Raw genomic sequence first — 16665 nt, forward strand, 5'->3', positions numbered from 1 at the left:
GGAAGCGGTCCCCTGTCGGGATTATGGCCTATTCGTCGCCGTATTCGCCGAGTTCACACTCCGCGGCCGGCCCGGAATCGCACGCGTATCCGACATCGTCCCGGGACGTGACCTCGACGATTTCGATGAAGTTCCCGTCGCCCTGTTCGCTCTCCGGGAGTCCGCGGGCAACTGGAATCGCTCGCTGGGCCTGGTGGTCGCAGGCCCGCATCGTCTCCTCGCCCATGCCGATATTGTTGTAGTTGTAGTCTTCCAGTTCGCGGATGACTTCCGGCGGGTAGAACGTTCCCGCCCGCTCGGCGGCAGCCGCGTACTGGAGCGTCTGGGCGTAGGCGAGCTGGGCCGGGCCAGAGGGAACACGGTCGTACTCGTTCTGGAACACCTCCGTGAACGCGTTCGAGGGCTCGTTGTCGATCTGGGAGTCCCAAGCAATCGTTCCGAAGACGCCCTCGATAGCCCCGCCGGCGGCCTGTGCCATCGGTCGGTTGTACAGCGGGACGACGATTTCCATGTCCTCGTCGATACCGGCATCGACGGCCTGGGAGACGGAGTTCGCGCCGTCCAGCCCGTAGTGGTCGAGCAGCAACACGTCCGCGCCGCTGTTTGCTGCCTCCGAGAGGTACGACGAGAAGTCGCTGGTCCCGAGCGGCGTCGGCACGCTATCGACCTGCTCCCAGCCGATTTCCGAGAGGAACTGGTTCATCGACTCCTGGACGGTCTGGCCCCAGGAGTAGTCGGCGTACAGCTGGTAGAAGGAGTTATCCGAGCCGTACTCGCTTTCGAGCACCGGCGCAAGCGCCTGTCCGGTCATGTACGCGTTGAACATCTCCCGGAAGCCGTACCGGGCGCAGTCTTTTCCGGTCGTGTCGTTGGAGTGAGTCAGGCAGGCCATGAACATGACCTTCTCCTGCTGGCAGAGGCCCTGGACGGCGATGGCCACCGCGCTGGAGGAGCCACCAGAGATCATCACTACGTCATCCCGGTTTATCATCCGCGAAGCGGCCTGTCGGGCGGTGTCGGCGTCGGTCGCTGTGTCGCCGTTCACCGACTCGACCGTATAGCCAAGGACGCCGTCTCCGCTGAGGTCCTCGAAGCTGTCCACCCAGCCACCCCCGTTATTGAGGTGTTTCTGGGCGAGTTCGTACGCCCGGAGTTCGTCTTGCCCCTCAGACGAGTAGGGTCCGGACTGTGGCACGTTGAACCCGAACGTGACCGTGTCGCCCTCGACCGGGAAGTTCCCGAGCGACGGGTAGTCGTCGCCGCCGTCGCCACCACCGCCGTCGCCACCGTCGCCACCACCGCCGTCGCCACCGTCGCCACCGGAGCAACCGGCCAGTCCTGTTAGCCCTGCCACACCTGCGACGCCCGTACTCTTCAGCAACTGTCGTCGGTTGACCGATCTGCCATTAGTTGGCATGTTCCATACGGTGTGTGTATATATCATAATAGTTTCGGTAGGTTAACTAACGATTTCACATCTACAGGCCGACAGATTCCGGGTAAATTGCGATCCGCAGACTTATTTCGATCTGAATGGTTTGTTATAGCATGGCGAGGAACGCAGGGTGGCAGCTACTCGTCCTCACCGTCGTCGTTACCGCAGGCTGTGGGGGATTCGGGTTCAGCGGCGGCGACGGCTCGCCGACGCCGGTGACGCCCGCTCCGGTACCGACCGACTCTGCGACCGCGTATCCGGCCGGCGTTGGACCGACGGGTGTCACCAGCCCATCTCTGCTTGGGTCCGCACACGGCGACCGCCTCAACGGAACCGGGTACACGCTGACGATGACCCGCACCGTCAGATATGCAAACGGGTCGTTGCGGTCCCACCTTCGAGTCCACGTCGCGCTGGACAAGAACCGGACACATCTCGCGAACATCTCTGTCCGTGGACATGCAGCCCCAGTGCTCCTCGGCCGACCGCCGGCGACCGCCTCGTTCTGGTCCGACGGCGACACGTATCTCCGTCGACTTGTGCGCGACAACCGCACGGTCTACAACGAGTACGACCCGCCGGACAGCTACGCTGGTACGTGGCAATACTGGGTCCACACCGCCGCGCTGAACGGGCGTCCTGCCGCCGACGTCACTCGAACTGTTGCTCCGTTCCACACTCGGACCTCGCGGTCCGGGCGGTCCGACGGGGCGGTCTACGTCATCAGCGGTGACCGACTGCGGGACAACGCAACGTCGACAGTGTGGGCGAGCCGGAAGAACGCGACGCTCGTCGCCCACGTCACCCGGTCGGGACTCGTCCGCAACTACCGGACCGAGTACACGACGGTCACGGACGGCGGCGACCCGATCACCGTCACCAGAACTGTTCGGTTTACCAAGGTCGGGAACACGATGGTCGGGCCGCCGCCGTGGCGCGACAGGGCACAGTCGACTCCCGACTGAGCCGTCGCCAGCGCTATCAGGGGGCTTTTTTTCACTCGCCGTCCTTCGGCCTGCAATGACTGTCCGTGAGGTGGCACTCGAAGCCTACCGGGAATCGCTCCCGGTACTGGCGCTCAGTGCAGTCGGTGGCCTCTTCGCGGGCGTCGTCCTCGGCGGCATGGACGCGGAGTTGCAGGACGTTGCGGGACTGCTCGTGCTCGTGCCGGCGTTGCTTGCCACCCGTGGGAACGTCTACGGCTCGCTCGGGGCCCGTCTGGGGTCGGCACTCCATCAGGGACTCATTGACCCGCGGTTCTCCTTCGACGACGACCGCATCAACGCCGCCGTCGCGGCGGCACTGGCAAACGGCGTGCTCATCAGCGGCGTCGCCGCGGTGATGGCTGTCGCCCTGCTCGCGCTGGTCGGGCGACCGTCGGCCCCGCTCGCGACCCTCGTCGCCATCGCGCTCATCGCGGGCTTCGTCTCCGGGCTGTTGTTGACTATCGCTGTCGTCTCGGTCGTGTTCGTCGGCTACCGCCGCGGGCTCAACCCGGATACGCTGGCCGGCCCGGTCGTGACGACGACGGGCGACGTGGTCGGGGTCGCGACGCTGCTGGGTGCAACCCGCCTCGTTCTCGCGCTGGGGGGTGGCTGAGTGGCGGAGTTCGCCTCCCAGTGGTCGGTTTCGGGCATCATCCGGACGATGTTTCCCATTCTGATCGTCCTCACTGCTATCGAACTCGGGAGCGGCCTCGTGCTGGATACCTTCGAAGGAACACTGCTGCAGTATCCGTCGCTGCTCGTCCTCGTCCCGGTAACAATCGGAATGGCGGGCAACCTCGGCAGTATCCTCGCGGCACGGTTCTCGACGGCGTTTCACCTCGGCCTCCTGTCGTTTACGGCGACTGACGACCGGTTGGCCGGCAACGCCATCGCTACCCTCGCTCTCGCGGTGACACTGTTCCCGCTCGTCGGTGCCGGCGCGTGGCTTCTTCAGACCGTCATCGGCGGCGCTGCGCTCCCGCTCCGGACGGTCGTGCTGGTCGCGCTCGTCAGCGGCAGCCTGTTGGCGGTGCTGGCTATCGTCGTGACGACGGTGACGACCTACGCCGCCTACCGGTTCGAACTGGACCCCGACGACGTGGTCATCCCTGTCGTCACGAACGTCTGTGACGTGTTGGGCGTGGTGGTGCTGTTCGGTGCCGTCCGCGTGTTCGTGTGAGTGGCGACTGACGCTACCGATGGGCCTTTGCGGGACAGGCCGCTACGTCGAGCCGTGCAGTCGCTCGCCGCCGTCCTCGGGCACCCGGCCGTCTCGGTCCTCGGAGAGGTCGCTGTCCGTGTCCTCCGTATCACGCTCTTCCTCTCGTTTGGCGTGTTCCTCGCGGAACTGGCGGTCGCGTTCGGGCTGGTCGAAAAAATCGCCGTCGTCTCGCGCTATCTCACCTCGCCGGCGAATCTCCCGGACGAGGTCGGAACCGCCATCCTGACGACGACCGCGTCGACGACCGCCGGCTACGGGATGCTCGCCGACTTCCGGGAGTCCGGCGTGCTGTCCGACCGTGCGACGCTCATCGCCGTCACCATCAACACGTTCTTCGGCTTCGCCCAGCACATCATCACGTTCTACGCGCCGATACTCATCCCCATCCTCGGCTTCCGCGTCGGGGTGCTGTACGTCGCCACCCGCGGGCTCGTCGCGCTGGCGATTACGCTGACCGGCATCGCCGCGGGCGCGGTCCTGCTGGACCCGGCCGCCGTCGGCCGGTCGGGTGCCGGCGCGGGACCGGCCCCCGACGGCGGGACGGCCGACGACCCCGCGGACGTGTTCGACGAGCGCCCGGCCACCCGCCGGGCGGCCGTCAGGGCGGCGTTCGACGCGACGGCCGAGAAGGTCCGGGACATCCTGCCGCGGCTGGCGGCCATCTACGCCGTCGTCTCCCTGCTCGTGGCCTACGGCGACGAACTCCTGGCGCTGGCTGGCAGCGACGGCGCGTCCGTGACCGCCGCCGCCGACGGGTTCGCCGGGCTGCTCGGCCTGCCCGGCGCAGCCATCCCCGTCATCGCCGCGTACGCGCTCGATACCACTTCGGGGGCAACGGTCATCGCGCCGCTCATCCGGAACGGGACTTTCACCGCCCGGACCGCCGTGGCGACGATGCTCGTGGGCGGCATCATCTCGTATGCCGTCTCGACGTTCAAGCGCTCGATTCCGTTCCAGTACGGTATCTGGGGCCGGGAGTTCGGTTCGAAAGTTATCGTCGTCAACACGGGGCTGAAAATCGTCTGGATCGCGCTGGCGCTGGTCGTCCTGCTGTAGGCTCACTCGAACGTGTAGGCCATCATCACCTCGTCGACCTGCTCGCCGTCGACGGTGTAGTGGTTCCGCCGGATTCCTTCGGTGTGCCAGCCGTGGTCTTCGAGGAACACCATCGCGTTCTCCGTTATCGCCGGCACGCTGTTGTACAGTTTCCGGTAACCGTTGGCCCGTGCCCAGTCCAGCCCGCGTTCCATGAGTTGGCTGCCGATGCCCTGTCCCTGCCGTTCCTCCCTGACGCCGACGGTGAGCTGGGCCGTCTCGCGGAGCTTGTCCAGTTGCGGGATGTCGAGGTGACACCAGCCGACGACCTCGCCGTCGATTGTGGCGACGAAGAACACCCGCGACTCGACCGTGTTGTGCCGCGTGACGGCGTCCTCGTACAGCAACTGCTCGGCGACGCTCTCGGCGACGACGTAGGTGCCGTCGCTGGAGACGTTCCGAATCGTCTGGACGAGCCCCTCGAAATCGTCGTTACGGGCCGGCCGAATCGTGTACGTCAGCCCGTCCGTGGTGTGTTGCTCGACGGAGCCGACGTCGAGCGCCAGCGTCAGGGTCCCGCCATCGTCCTCGATGTATCCCTTCGACAAGAGGTGTGTCAGGGCCTCCTCGAATGCCTCCGGCGATAGATCCACCGCCTCGCGGACCCTGTGGCGCGCCGCGGTCCCGTGTCGCTCGACGTACTGATACACCTCCATCGCCGCGCTCGTCTCGAAAGTCGGCCGTTCAACAGCGTCCATGTCGAGCATATATACTAGCAGATTATTAACAATTGTTGTTTGGTAACACAAACCATTGTTGCGGTGGTTTCCTGTGCGATCAGTCCCGGCCGAGCGTGCCGAGGCGGGCTTACCTGTCAGCTCAGGCCGTGTCCGGAATCGGGTCGGAGATGACGACGGCATCGCCCTCGATGACGCAGTTCCCCTCTGAGTCATCGACGGCTGTGGCCAGCCGGAACCGGTTGTCCTGTATGCGCTCGACGACCTCACAGCGGGCCGTGACCTCCTCGTCGATGTCGACGGGTCCCTGATAGCTCAGCTCTTGCGAGAGGTAGATGGTCAGCCCGGGGAGCCGGGCCAAGGCCGCGCTGATGACGCCGGAGACGAGTGTGCCGTGAACGATTCGGCGGCCGAACCGTGTCCCGTCCGCGAATGCCGTGTCGAGGTGGAGTCTGTTCGTGTCACCGCTGGCCTCAGCGAAGGCCTCCACGTCGCCCTGCGTTATCGTCTTGCTGAACCGGACGTGGTCACCGACGTCGATACCGTCGGCAGTCCCGTAGCTCTCGAAGGTCCAGTCCTCGTCCTCGTACAGCGTGTCCGGCCGGGTGAACCGCTCTCGCTGTGACGGCTCGTCAGTCGCTCCCCCTGCCCGCCTGAGGTATGGGATGTAGTCAGAGATGTCGGTTATTGTAACAATCCCGACAAGTTCGCCGTCCTCGACGACGGGCAGTTTCTTGACGTTGTTCGTCCGGAGCCGTTCGACGGCTGTTTCGATGTCCACTTCGGGGGTGACCGTCACCAGTGTCTCGGCCATCACGTCGCCGACTGACAGCGCTCTGGTATCGCCCTCGGCTGCGGTGACAGCGACGATGTCACTCTCCGTGATGATGCCGACGCAGCTGCCGCCGTCCTCGACGACGAGCGAGCCGATATCCTCGTCGCGGAGGCGCTGGGCCGCCTCGATGACCGGAGCGTCAGGACTGATAGTCTTGACCGGTGTCCGCATAATCTCTCTGACTGGCAGCGGGACGAGCATTGTACGGACACCCACTCGTGGCAAACCTATAACAGTCCGCCCAGCGGCACCGTCACACTTGTGCCGCCGGCCGACAAGGTCTATCCGATGCGATGGCCCGTGTTCGGTTTCGTCGTCGTTCTCGTGGTGGCTGCCGGCTGTAGCGGCTTCGCCGGCTCGCCGTCGCAGTCGACGGGGGCCGCCGCTGACGGCCAGTCAGCAATCGACGTGCCACACGCAGTCGTCACCGTTACCGTCACGGCCGTCGTCGACGGCGATACGATACAGATTGCCTACGAGAACGGGACTGGCGACACGGTCCGACTCGTCGGCGTCGATACTCCCGAAGTCCACACCGAGACCGACCCCGCGGAGTTCGAGGGCGTCCCCGAGACCGACGCCGGGTCGGCCTGCCTCCGCGGGGCCGGCACGAACGCCTCGGCGCTCGCCAAACAGCGGCTCCTCGGCGAGACAGTGGGACTCGCCTTCGATTCGAATCTGAACCGGCGGGGCTACTACGACCGACTACTGGCCTACGTCGTTCACGAGGAAGTGCTGTTCAATTACCGACTCGTCGAGACTGGCCGCGCGCGTGTCTACGACAGCGAATTCACGCGAACCGAGCGATTTTACGCGGCCGAGGACGCCGCGCGCTCCGACCGGCGCGGGCTCTGGCACTGTACGGACCCGGGCGCTACGACCCGGACGGATACCGCCGACAGCGGGGCTATCACCGAGAGCACCAGCGGTGTCGAAATTGCGACGATCCACGCCGATGCGGCAGGAAACGACCACGAGAACCTGAACGACGAGTACCTCACGCTCACGAACGCCGGCGACGAGTCGGTCGACCTCTCCGGGTGGACGGTCAGCGACGCTGCGGGGCACCAGTACACGTTTGCGAACCTGACCCTCGGCCCGAACGACTCGGTCACCCTCTACACCGGTCGCGGCACCGACACTGTGACCGAGCGGTACTGGGGCCGGAACGGGGCAGTCTGGAACAACGACGGTGACACTGTCACGGTCCGAAACGCCAGCGGTGAGCCGCTCCTCCGGCAGTCGTACTGACGCCGCTGCGCTGTCACGGCAGTATAAGCCGCTCCGGTGCTAACCGGTACCATGGCCATCCACCGGCTGACGCCAACGCCACGGGCGGTCGACTGGGGGCTGTTCGCGGCGGTGGCGACGCTGCTTGCCACAGGTATCGCCACCATCTTCGCAGGTATTCCCAGCAGTGCGTGGATAATCGACCTCCACGCGCTCTCCGGCGTGGTGCTGACGCTCCTGCTGCCGGTGAAGCTCCACCGTGTGGTCCACCGTGTCGCGCCGTCGCGGCTCACTGCGGCCCGTGTCCTCTCGGTCGGTCTGGCAGCGGTCACGCTGGGGGCGCTTGGCACCGGCGTCTGGTGGATATTCGGCGGCACGCTCGACCTCGGTCCGTGGGGGCTGTTTCACCTCCACGTCGCGCTCGGCCTGCTGGTCCCGCTGCTGTTGCTGATGCATCTCCGAACCCGGTTTTACTCCCCAGCAGAGGCCACCCGCGGCGGCCGCCGTGACGTTCTCCGGTACGCTGGGTTGGTAACCACGGGGGCACTGATCTGGCGACTCCAGGGGCCAGTCAACGACGCACTCGGTACGGCCGGCGCGGACCGCAGGTACACCGGCTCGCGGGAGGACGGGACCGGTGACGGCAACCGGTTCCCAGTCACTAGCTGGGTCGCCGACGATCCGGACCCGGTCGACGCGGCCGAGTGGTCGTTGTCGGTCGGTGGCCGGGTCGCCAGCGAGACCAGCTACGCCGCAGCCGACCTCTCGCCGGACGCGACCGAACCGGCGGTGCTTGACTGCACGAGCGGCTGGTACTCCGGTCACGAGTGGCAGGGCGTTCGCGTCGGTGACCTGCTCGACGCCGCCGACCCCGACGACGCGGCGGCGTGGGTCCAGTTCCGCTCTATTACTGGCTACCGGTGGAGTCTCCCGCTCTTAGAGGCCCGCGACGCCGTGCTGGCCACACACGTCGACGGCGAACCCCTGGCCCACGGACACGGCTACCCCCTCCGACTCGTTGCGCCCGGCCGTCGGGGGTTTCAGTGGGTGAAGTGGGTCGATTCGGTGCGGGTCAGCAAGCGCCGCGAACTCGGGGAGTGGATCGCGATATTCGTGAGCGGATTCTGAACGACGCCCACACCCTTCGAAAAGAGAGCTTACCGGTGTAGCTGTCATTGAAGCTACTACTAACGAAGTACTGTGTCGCGGTACCGGGTGGTATGAACTGGCGACACCCCGCCCGACTCACCGGTCCCTCGAACACTGCCATTGCTCTGTGGGCGGTTGCCGTCGCCTTTTTCGGCGTCGGCGACCTCGTCACGACGCTCGTCGGCTACAGTATTACCGGGGTGACGGAACTCAGCCCCGTTGTCAAGCTACTGCTTGCACAGCATGCGGTGCTGGTGTTGACCGGCCTGAAAGCCGCCGTGTTCGTGGGCTTTTTCGCCATCTGGAAGTACGTTTCTCGGCCGTACTCAATCGGTGTCCCGCTCGGGCTGGCGCTACTCGGCGTCGTGGTCACGGCGTGGAACACCGGCGTTATCCTTACCGCTGTACTGACCTGATTGTCGGCCGCTTCCAGTACGCCGCTCCGTACCGATGGCTCCGTGCGCTACACCAGCGCGTCGATAGAATCCCAGAGGTCCGGCCCGCTGTCATCACCCGACTCGTAATGAATCGGCACGAAGCCCGCGTTACGTGCGCCTTCGACATCGGTTTCGTACTCGTTGCCGACCATCACGTATTCGTCGGCCGGTAGCTCTTCCCGGACCCGGTCGAACGGCGCGCTGTCGGGCTTGTGTGCGCCGACCTCGTAGGAGGCGACAACAAGGTCGAACAGGTCGGTCAGCCCGTGGTGGTCGAGCTTGGCGACCTGCCGCTCCCGGATTCCGTTGGTGACAATCGCGAGCCGATTGTCGGTGGCAAGTGCGGTCAGGCTGTCCCGGGCTGTGTCGGGGACGGTCGTCGACGCGAACTCGGTCTGCTTGAGCGTCTCGACCAGCGCATCGAGGTCAACGTCTGCCCCGGCCGCTTCGGCGACCGCGGCCATCGACTGGCGGTACGGGTCCGGCTCCAGCGCCTCGAAGGCCGTATAAAATACCTCCTTGCTAACGGCCCGAAGCTCGTCGGTGTACTCGATACCATGGGCTTCGACGGTCCTTCGGATAATGTTCTTGTACGGCTCCGGATAGTGGACGACTGTGTCGTCAAGGTCGAAACAGATGGTCGTCGTCATGAGTCTTCGTCGTAGACCGGCTGGCCGTCTTCGGTCGGCGGCGCGACGTAGTTGATATACTCCTCGGCCGACGGTTCGTTGACGGTCACGTTCACGCGGATGTCACCGAGTTCGGAGGGGTCACCGACTGCGAAGTTTATGCGTCCCTCGAACGCCGCTTGCTTCTTCACGTCGAACGCGAAGGTGTCCCCCTCCAGATTGTCGAAGAAGACAGACCGCGCCGTATCGAGGATTTCCCGCCGGTGGAGTAGCTCAGAGAACCCGTCCATCGTGTGGACCTCGGCGACGAGTGCGCCCTGCTGGTGTGTCGGGTCGGCCTCCGGGAAGAGGGTCCGAACTGCGTCTGCAACCCGGTCGGTTACCTCGGTGTCGTTGACGGGCGCTTTGATTTGGATGTCGACGGCGTAGACGGCGCTCATTGGTTAAGCGCCTCCGACCCGTCCCGAATCAGTGTGCGAACAGTCCGCTGGAACGCGGCCAGCGTCTCCGTGTTCTCGATAGTCAGGTCGGCCATGTCCATGGCCTCGCCCATCCCGAAGCCGAGTTCGCGAGCGTCACGGTCCTCAAGCGACTCGCCGCCGTCTTCGGCCGAAGTGTCCCGCCCCCGGATGTCGAGTCGCTCGGCCCGCAGTTCGAACGGGGCGTCTATCTCGACGAGCAGGAACGCGTCGCCAAAGGCCGATTCGAACGCTTCAACCTCCACGTCCGACCGAATACCGTCGACGAGGACGGTGTCATTCGATTCGAGTTCCGCCTCAATCATCGGTAGCGAGCGCTCGGCGATGGCGGCAGGGCCGTTCTCTTCTCGAAGCGCCTTCGCGACCGTTCCGTGGTCCGATGCGGGGTCAAGCCCGCGGTCACGGCACTCCTCGCGGATGACGTCGCCCATCGTCACGACCGGCACGTCCATCTCGGCGGCGACGTTCGCTGCCTCGCTTTTCCCGCTGCCCGGCAGCCCGACGATACCGATAACTGTCATTGCCGGGCGTAATCGAGCAGCGGGCAAAAGCCCTCCCGTTCGGGCTCACCGCTCGCGGACGACGACGAACTCCGCGAGGTCCCGCAGGTACTCCATCGACTGGGACTCCGGGGCGTCGATGGTCGATAGCGACTCCAGGGCGGCGTCGGATTCAGCCCGCGCCCGCTCGTTTGCCTCCTCGGTCGTCAGCTCCGTCACTTCCACCAGCGACGGTCGTTCCATCTCCGCGTCGGTCCCGGCCGGCTTGCCCAGCGTTTCGGCGTCGGCTGTCGCATCGAGCACGTCGTCACGCATCTGGAAGGCCACGCCGACCCGTTCGGCGTACTGCCCGACCGCCTCGACCGTGTACGGGTCCGAGTCGGCCGCGATTGCCCCCAGTTCTGCCGCAGCGCGGAACAGCGCCCCGGTCTTCCGACGGGCCAGTTCCATGTACTCCCTCTCGTTGGAGGGCTCTGCGACCAGCTCCATGGCCTCGCCTTCGCCGAGTTCGACCATCGACTCGGAGACGGTCTGCATGGCGCGCTCGTCCGTCGAAAAGAGATTGAACGCTTCGCCGAGCAGGCCGTCAGAGGCGATGATAGCCGGGCCGTGGCCGAAGGCCTCCCAGGCGGCCGGAGAACCCCGCCGGAGCTCTGACTCGTCGATGATGTCGTCGATGACCAGCGAGGCGTTGTGGACGAGTTCGATGCCGACCGCGAAATCGACGGCATCGCCCGGCTCCCCGCCCAGCGCCTCACAAACCAGCACTGTCACCGTCGGCCGAACTCGCTTTCCCCCGGAAAGCGCCACGTGACGCACTTCATCTGCGAGTTCATCCGGCTCCACGCTGTCGAGAACCGCCTCCAAGCGCTCCTCGACCCGGTCTCGCCGGCGCTCGAGATACTCCATTACCGCCCCCTTAGGACTACCATAAAAAGTACCTTGTCACCCGCGATTCAGTGGGTCGCGGCTACTGGAACTGCTCGATGAGTGCCGGGACGACCTCGAACAGGTCGTCCTGAATACCGTAGTCGGCGATGTCGAAGATCGGTGCGTTCGGGTCGGTGTTGATGGCGACAATCGTATCCGAGCCCTTCATCCCGGCGACGTGCTGGACGGCCCCGGAGATACCGATGGCGATGTACACGTCCGGAGTAACGACCTTCCCGCTCTGGCCGACCTGGCGGTCCTTCTCCAGCCAGCCATTGTCGATGAGCGGCCGTGAACCCGACACCGTCGCGTCCAGTGCCTCGGCGAGGTCGTGGATAATGTCGAGGTTCTCCTCTTCTTCGATACCGCGGCCGACGGACACCAGCACGTCGGCGTCAGTGATGTCGATGTCGCCACCGCCGACCTCCTCGAAGCCCTTCACCGTGGACTTGACGGCACTCTCATCGATGGTCGCGTCGAATGCCTCGATTGTGGCGTCACCGTCCGCCTCGATTGTCGGCCACTCGGCCGGGCGGATGGTCACGGCCGCCTGCTCGGCGTGCACGTCGATTGTCGTCTCGGTTTTCGAGCCGTACAGCTCTCTGGTCGCGGTGAGGCCGTCTTCGGCGTCGATGTCGACCACGTCGGTCACGAGCGGCCGGCCCAGTCGGTTGGCGACTGCCGGCGCGTAATCGAGGCCGTTGACGCTGTTGGGCATCAGGAGAACGGTCGGGTTCAGTTCCGTGGCCAGCTGGGTGACGGCCTGCGTGTACACGTCGTGGTTGAACTCCTCGCCGATATCGACGGTGTGGACAATATCAACGCCCTCACGGTTCAGATCCGATCCAAACGCCTCGACATCACCGCCGATGACGGCGGTGTGTAGCTCGCCGCCGAGTTCGTCTGCGAGAGCGCGACCGGCTGCTAGCTGTTCTAGGCTCACCGGTCGGAGTTCCCCGCGCCGGTGTTCGGCGATAGCGAGGACCGACATTAGCTGGTCACCCCCTTCTCCGCGAGCAGTTCAGCCAACTCGGCCGCCGTCTCCTCGGGACTCCCTTCGAACACCGTCGCCTCGCCCTCGGTTTCCGGCTCGTACAGCGAGGTCTGTTCCAGCGGGCTCTCGATTTCAGCCGCGTCTAGTCCGACATCTACTAGGCTGTACTCCGCGAGTTCCTTGCTCTGAGCTTGCCGGATGCCCCGAAGGCTCGCGTAGCGTGGGTCGTTGATCCCGGTCTGTATCGTCAGTACAGCGGGGATTTCGATATCGGTGAGTTCCTCGACGCCGCCTTCCAGTTCACGGTGGACGCTTGCAACACCTGCCTCCAGATCGAGGTCGAGGTCGTTGACGACAGCGCCCCATTCCATGTCGAGTTTATCGGCCAGCGTGACACCGGTCGCCCCGAATCCGTCGTCGGCGGACTGAACGCCAGTCAGCACCAGATCGGGGTCTTCCTCGGCGGCGACAGCGGCCAGCACCTCGGCCTTCGTCTCGGGGTCCAGCAGGCCGGCGTCGGCGAGTGCGTCGTCCCAGACACGGATCGCGCGGTCGGCCCCTTTCGCCAGTGCCTGTCGGATCGTCTCGTCGGTTTCGGACGGGCCGATGGTGACGGTGACGACCTCGACATCGTCGTGGGCCTCCTTTATCTGGACGGCCTCTTCGACAGCGTACTCGTCCCACTCGTTGAGGTCGGCTGTGACATATCGGTCGTCGATAGCGAGTCCGTCGATCTCGAACTCGTCGTCGACGGCTGCCACCTCCTTCACCGTGACAAGAATTTTCATATCGGCAGTCCGATCGGACAGCGAATAAACGTTTCCGAACCAGAAACCACGCCCGGCTTGTTTACGCTCAGGCTGTCCTGTGGCTCACTCGTCGAAGTCGGTGATATCCTCGTCCGGGAACGAAATGAGGTTCTCCCGGCCGATGCGGAGTTTGTCGATCCGCCCTTCGTCGTCCATTGATGAGAGCAACTGGGACACCTTCGCGTTCGACCAGCCGGTCTCGGAGACGATGCGCGCCTGCTTCATCCGACCGCCGTTTTCTTCGAGGAGCCGTTCGACGCGTTCCTCGTCGCTCAGCAGTTCGACATCGACATCATCTGAGGCCGTGGTGTCGCTCGTTGCGGCTGCCGTCCCAGTACTGTCGTCTCCCTCGTCGTCGGTCCCGGCTGCGATTGATGGCAGCCCGTCAGTGTATCCCGTTTTGAACATGTACCCGACGGCACCAACGAGTAGCAACATCAGCACAACGCCGCCGATCCAGGCCGAGCCGATGCCACTGAAGATCGACTCCGGGGTCCCCGTCGGCGTTTCGGTCGTCGGTTGTTCGCCAGTGTACACGACGGACAGGTATCCCGGCTCGAACGTCCGACGCCCCTCGAAAACCAGCTTTCCGTCGTCTACGGCGCTCGGGGCGCTCTCTACACCGTACCCAGCCGGCGGCGAGATAACGAGTCGCTGGTCTGCAGTCAGCGTCCCGAACCACGTGCCGTCCGTTGAATTGAACGCGTCACCGACGACGACGTTCTCGCTGGTGACAACCGCGAAGTTCGTCCAGGTAAACTCGAGGATCAGTTGCCCTCTGCGGTCTGACACCTCGTACCGACGGTCGACGTTAGTGATCTCCATCTCACGACCGGTGACCGTACTGGCCTCGTCTTTTGCCTCCCGAAATGCTGGTAGCCATACCGCCTCGCCGTCGCCAGCGAACTGCTCACCGGTGTCTCTGAACGACTCAGTTTCGCTTTCGTCAAGCGCGTAGGTGTCTGTTATCGTCCACTTGGCGTCGCCGTTCGATTGTATCTGGAGGGCGAACGTCGTGTTTTCCGCGACCGGTGCCGGCGTCCCGGTTGTCTGTTGTGCGGAGACAGTATCCGCTGTCGCCGCTGTCGCGAGCGGCGGGGTCGCAAACAGGGCAAGCAGGACAAGGAGGAGGAGGGCACCTGAAACCCGCGGGGTCATTCTCGTTCATCGATGAACGTTCTGGGGGCAAAACCCTTTCCATCCGAGAATAAAACGTCAGCGGGCGCTTTGAAACGTCTCGTGCCTTCTCAGACGATTATTGATATATGGAGAATGGGGAGATTTTTGTACAGTGGGTGAGTATTCGTCGGTGATGCGTCCCCTCCCCGCAGTCGGTGTGATCCTCCTCATGGTTGTTTCCGTGGCTGCCCCGGTGACTGGGGCAGCCTCGCCAGCCCAGACCGCTGACGGCAGCGATCAGTTACCACAGATCACGGCCGTCGACAACACGACGAACCATCTCGCGATCCCAGCCAGTGATGTCAGGTCAACGACGTACAACCGGTCCTCAATCGACGTCGGCGTCGCGGTTGCAACCGGATCCAGTGACCTCCGGAGCGATTACGCGACGACGACGTTTGAGCGGCAGTTCTTCCAGCAGGACAGCGAGGCCGCTCGCGACCGCCTCGTCGACGAGACGCTGACCGATATCGAAAGCCAGCGAGCGAGTCTCGAACGACGGAATCAGGCCGCCATCCAGCAATACGCCAGCGGTGTGATAACCGCGACAGAGTTCCTGCGACAGCGTGCACTGATCGACGCTGAGTCACGTCAGTTGGCCACCCGGCTCGACCGTATCCGGGCCACCGCCGGCACCGCGCCGGACTACTCGCTCTCACCGGCGCAGCGCTTCCGCCTGGAGAACAGCAGAGGCGTGCTCAAGACGTACCGCGGCCCGATAAGTCAGCGTATCAGCGACGAGACCGCCGGGACGGTCGAGCCGAACGCGGTGTACGTTGAGGCGTCCTCAGAAGGGTATATGTTGTCTACAGTCGCAGACGGCCAATACACGCGTGAGACGTATCTCGGACAGGACCGCGAACAGACGGCAGTTGACCAGTTCGCACAGACCAACGACTCTCTCGGTGCGGTCAACACGCGGGCAGAGACCCTCTATCCGTGGCTCTACAGCGAGCAGTACCCGTCTGTTCAGACATACGGTCGGAGTGCCATCTACCAGATTCAGGCTGATCACTCCAACGGACAACTGACGGCCTATCTCGACGGCGGGACGACGAACGTCTTCTACGAGACGCAGACTCTCGAACTGACGACGGTCGACCGGTCGGAAGTGGCGGCGGGTGTGAACCAGTCCGTTCGGGTTCGAGTCCAGCAGTCCTTCGAGTCCGGCCCGCTGCTCATCACGGCCACTGATAACAGCACGGGCTCTCCGACCGATGCGACCGTCAGAATAAACGGTAAGCGGATCGGTACGACCGGGACAGACGGCACTCTCTGGACGGTCGAACCCCGTGGGGAGTACACGGTTACCGCCACCACACAGGACGGCGAACGGGTTCGAGTGCCTGTTAGCGGATCGGCGTAACGACGTGAGAAGGTAGAAACTCGCTGTTATTCGGGGACTTCTGCGATTGTCGTAATCGCACGCGGGCTGCCCGGTCGGGACTGCTGAATGTGGTGTTCGAACTCCTCGAAGCCGGCCTCAGTGAACATCCGGTCGGCCTCTTCCTCGTCGTAAAACAGCATGATGGCATCGGCCATCTTCTGGAAGACTGTCGAGTTCGGGTAGTCGGGACCGACGATGAGGACCTTGCCACCGGGTTTGGTCAGTCGGCGACACTCAGCGAGCGCGTCGACGGGGTTGGGCCAGTACTCGATGGACCCTGAGGACCACACCGCGTCAAAGCTGTCATCTTTGAACGGGAGTCGTTCGGCATCACCGAGGTGGTAGCGCACGTCACCGAACTTGCCGAACTTCTCGAAGGCTTTCGAAAGCTGGTGGGGGCTCTGGTCGAGCCCGTACACCGTATCGACGTGTTCGAGCAGTCCCTCGGTGGCGAAGCCGGTGCCACAGCCGACATCGAGGACTCTGTCGTCGGGCGCAAGGTCGAGCATTGCGATCGCCTCGTCGCGCATCCGTTCGTCCCAGATGAAGGGGTTGATCTGGTCGTACACCTTCGAGAGATACTTGTAGAACGTCCGCGCGCGGGCTTTATTCTCGAGGACTCCCATTACCCCCAGCTTAGGACTTGGCGGTCATAATTCCCCGGATTTTGGCCGGTGTCTCACACGGAGAAA

At 64.3% G+C, this 16665-nt stretch carries 19 protein-coding genes; 8 read left to right on the plus strand and 11 right to left on the minus strand.

Features of this window, described 5'->3' with window-relative positions; genetic code table 11:
- Window positions 1–28: 28 nt before the first annotated feature.
- Window positions 29–1417 carry a substrate-binding protein gene (locus DVK01_RS07895; protein WP_101349129.1) on the minus strand — a complete coding sequence of 463 codons (1389 nt, stop codon included), beginning with the start codon at window positions 1415–1417 and terminating at the stop codon, window positions 29–31.
- A 131-nt stretch (window positions 1418–1548) separates the two neighbouring features.
- Between DVK01_RS07895 and DVK01_RS07900 the strand changes: the two genes are divergently transcribed.
- From DVK01_RS07900 to DVK01_RS07915, 4 genes are read left to right on the plus strand one after another with little or no spacing between them, the layout of a single operon-like run.
- Entirely contained in the window at window positions 1549–2400 is an 852-nt protein-coding gene (locus DVK01_RS07900; protein ID WP_101349130.1) for a hypothetical protein, read from the plus strand.
- Between the two features lie 55 nt (window positions 2401–2455).
- Complete coding sequence (locus tag DVK01_RS07905; protein WP_101349131.1) at window positions 2456–3034, plus strand: magnesium transporter; 579 nt, start codon at window positions 2456–2458, stop codon at window positions 3032–3034.
- A complete protein-coding gene (locus tag DVK01_RS07910; protein WP_101349132.1) occupies window positions 3035–3601 on the plus strand; it encodes a magnesium transporter in 567 nt (188 codons plus the stop codon). It begins immediately after the preceding gene.
- Between the two features lie 54 nt (window positions 3602–3655).
- A complete protein-coding gene (locus DVK01_RS07915) occupies window positions 3656–4699 on the plus strand; it encodes a nucleoside recognition protein (RefSeq protein WP_121536275.1) in 1044 nt (347 codons plus the stop codon).
- 2 nt (window positions 4700–4701) lie between these two features.
- On the opposite strand, the gene DVK01_RS07920 is transcribed toward DVK01_RS07915, so the two are convergent.
- Window positions 4702–5436 (minus strand): GNAT family N-acetyltransferase, encoded by a 735-nt coding sequence (locus DVK01_RS07920; RefSeq protein WP_121511304.1) that lies wholly within the window; start codon window positions 5434–5436, stop codon window positions 4702–4704.
- A 121-nt stretch (window positions 5437–5557) separates the two neighbouring features.
- Complete coding sequence (locus DVK01_RS07925; protein ID WP_121536277.1) at window positions 5558–6451, minus strand: CBS domain-containing protein; 894 nt, start codon at window positions 6449–6451, stop codon at window positions 5558–5560.
- An 87-nt stretch (window positions 6452–6538) separates the two neighbouring features.
- On the opposite strand from DVK01_RS07925, the gene DVK01_RS07930 reads away from it, so the two are divergent.
- The 3 genes from DVK01_RS07930 (at window position 6539) to DVK01_RS07940 (ending at window position 9045) form a co-directional block, all read left to right on the plus strand.
- A complete protein-coding gene (locus DVK01_RS07930) occupies window positions 6539–7501 on the plus strand; it encodes a lamin tail domain-containing protein (RefSeq protein WP_101351394.1) in 963 nt (320 codons plus the stop codon).
- Window positions 7502–7552: 51 nt separating this feature from the next.
- A complete protein-coding gene (locus DVK01_RS07935; RefSeq protein ID WP_101349135.1) occupies window positions 7553–8608 on the plus strand; it encodes a molybdopterin-dependent oxidoreductase in 1056 nt (351 codons plus the stop codon).
- A 92-nt stretch (window positions 8609–8700) separates the two neighbouring features.
- Window positions 8701–9045, plus strand: a complete 345-nt coding sequence (locus DVK01_RS07940; RefSeq protein WP_101349136.1) for a hypothetical protein — start codon at window positions 8701–8703, stop codon at window positions 9043–9045.
- Window positions 9046–9092: 47 nt separating this feature from the next.
- Here the strand turns inward: DVK01_RS07940 and DVK01_RS07945 are convergent, their stop codons facing one another.
- The 7 genes from DVK01_RS07945 to DVK01_RS07975 all read right to left on the minus strand — a co-directional run bounded on the left by DVK01_RS07945 (window position 9093) and on the right by DVK01_RS07975 (window position 14565).
- Window positions 9093–9716 (minus strand): HAD family hydrolase, encoded by a 624-nt coding sequence (locus DVK01_RS07945; RefSeq protein ID WP_101349137.1) that lies wholly within the window; start codon window positions 9714–9716, stop codon window positions 9093–9095.
- Window positions 9713–10135 carry an RNA-binding domain-containing protein gene (locus DVK01_RS07950; RefSeq protein WP_121536279.1) on the minus strand — a complete coding sequence of 141 codons (423 nt, stop codon included), beginning with the start codon at window positions 10133–10135 and terminating at the stop codon, window positions 9713–9715. Before DVK01_RS07950 ends, DVK01_RS07945 begins: the two co-directional genes overlap by 4 nt.
- On the minus strand, window positions 10132–10695 hold the full coding sequence (locus DVK01_RS07955; RefSeq protein ID WP_101349139.1) for an AAA family ATPase: 564 nt from the start codon (window positions 10693–10695) through the stop codon (window positions 10132–10134). Before DVK01_RS07955 ends, DVK01_RS07950 begins: the two co-directional genes overlap by 4 nt.
- A 45-nt stretch (window positions 10696–10740) precedes the next feature.
- Entirely contained in the window at window positions 10741–11583 is an 843-nt protein-coding gene (locus tag DVK01_RS07960; RefSeq protein WP_101349140.1) for a polyprenyl synthetase family protein, read from the minus strand.
- Window positions 11584–11644: 61 nt separating this feature from the next.
- Entirely contained in the window at window positions 11645–12595 is a 951-nt protein-coding gene (locus DVK01_RS07965; protein WP_101349141.1) for an electron transfer flavoprotein subunit alpha/FixB family protein, read from the minus strand.
- Window positions 12595–13386, minus strand: a complete 792-nt coding sequence (locus DVK01_RS07970; protein WP_101349142.1) for an electron transfer flavoprotein subunit beta/FixA family protein — start codon at window positions 13384–13386, stop codon at window positions 12595–12597. The genes DVK01_RS07965 and DVK01_RS07970 overlap by 1 nt, the downstream gene beginning before the upstream one ends.
- An 84-nt stretch (window positions 13387–13470) precedes the next feature.
- Window positions 13471–14565: a hypothetical protein gene (locus DVK01_RS07975; protein ID WP_121536281.1), complete on the minus strand. Its 1095-nt coding sequence runs from the start codon at window positions 14563–14565 to the stop codon at window positions 13471–13473.
- A 154-nt stretch (window positions 14566–14719) separates the two neighbouring features.
- Between DVK01_RS07975 and DVK01_RS07980 the strand changes: the two genes are divergently transcribed.
- Entirely contained in the window at window positions 14720–15952 is a 1233-nt protein-coding gene (locus tag DVK01_RS07980; protein WP_101349144.1) for a hypothetical protein, read from the plus strand.
- 26 nt (window positions 15953–15978) lie between these two features.
- On the opposite strand, the gene DVK01_RS07985 is transcribed toward DVK01_RS07980, so the two are convergent.
- Entirely contained in the window at window positions 15979–16599 is a 621-nt protein-coding gene (locus tag DVK01_RS07985) for a methyltransferase domain-containing protein (RefSeq protein WP_101349145.1), read from the minus strand.
- Window positions 16600–16665: the final 66 nt, after the last annotated feature.

It is taken from the genome of Haloarcula sp. Atlit-120R (assembly GCF_003665885.1).
Lineage (GTDB): Archaea > Halobacteriota > Halobacteria > Halobacteriales > Haloarculaceae > Haloarcula > Haloarcula taiwanensis.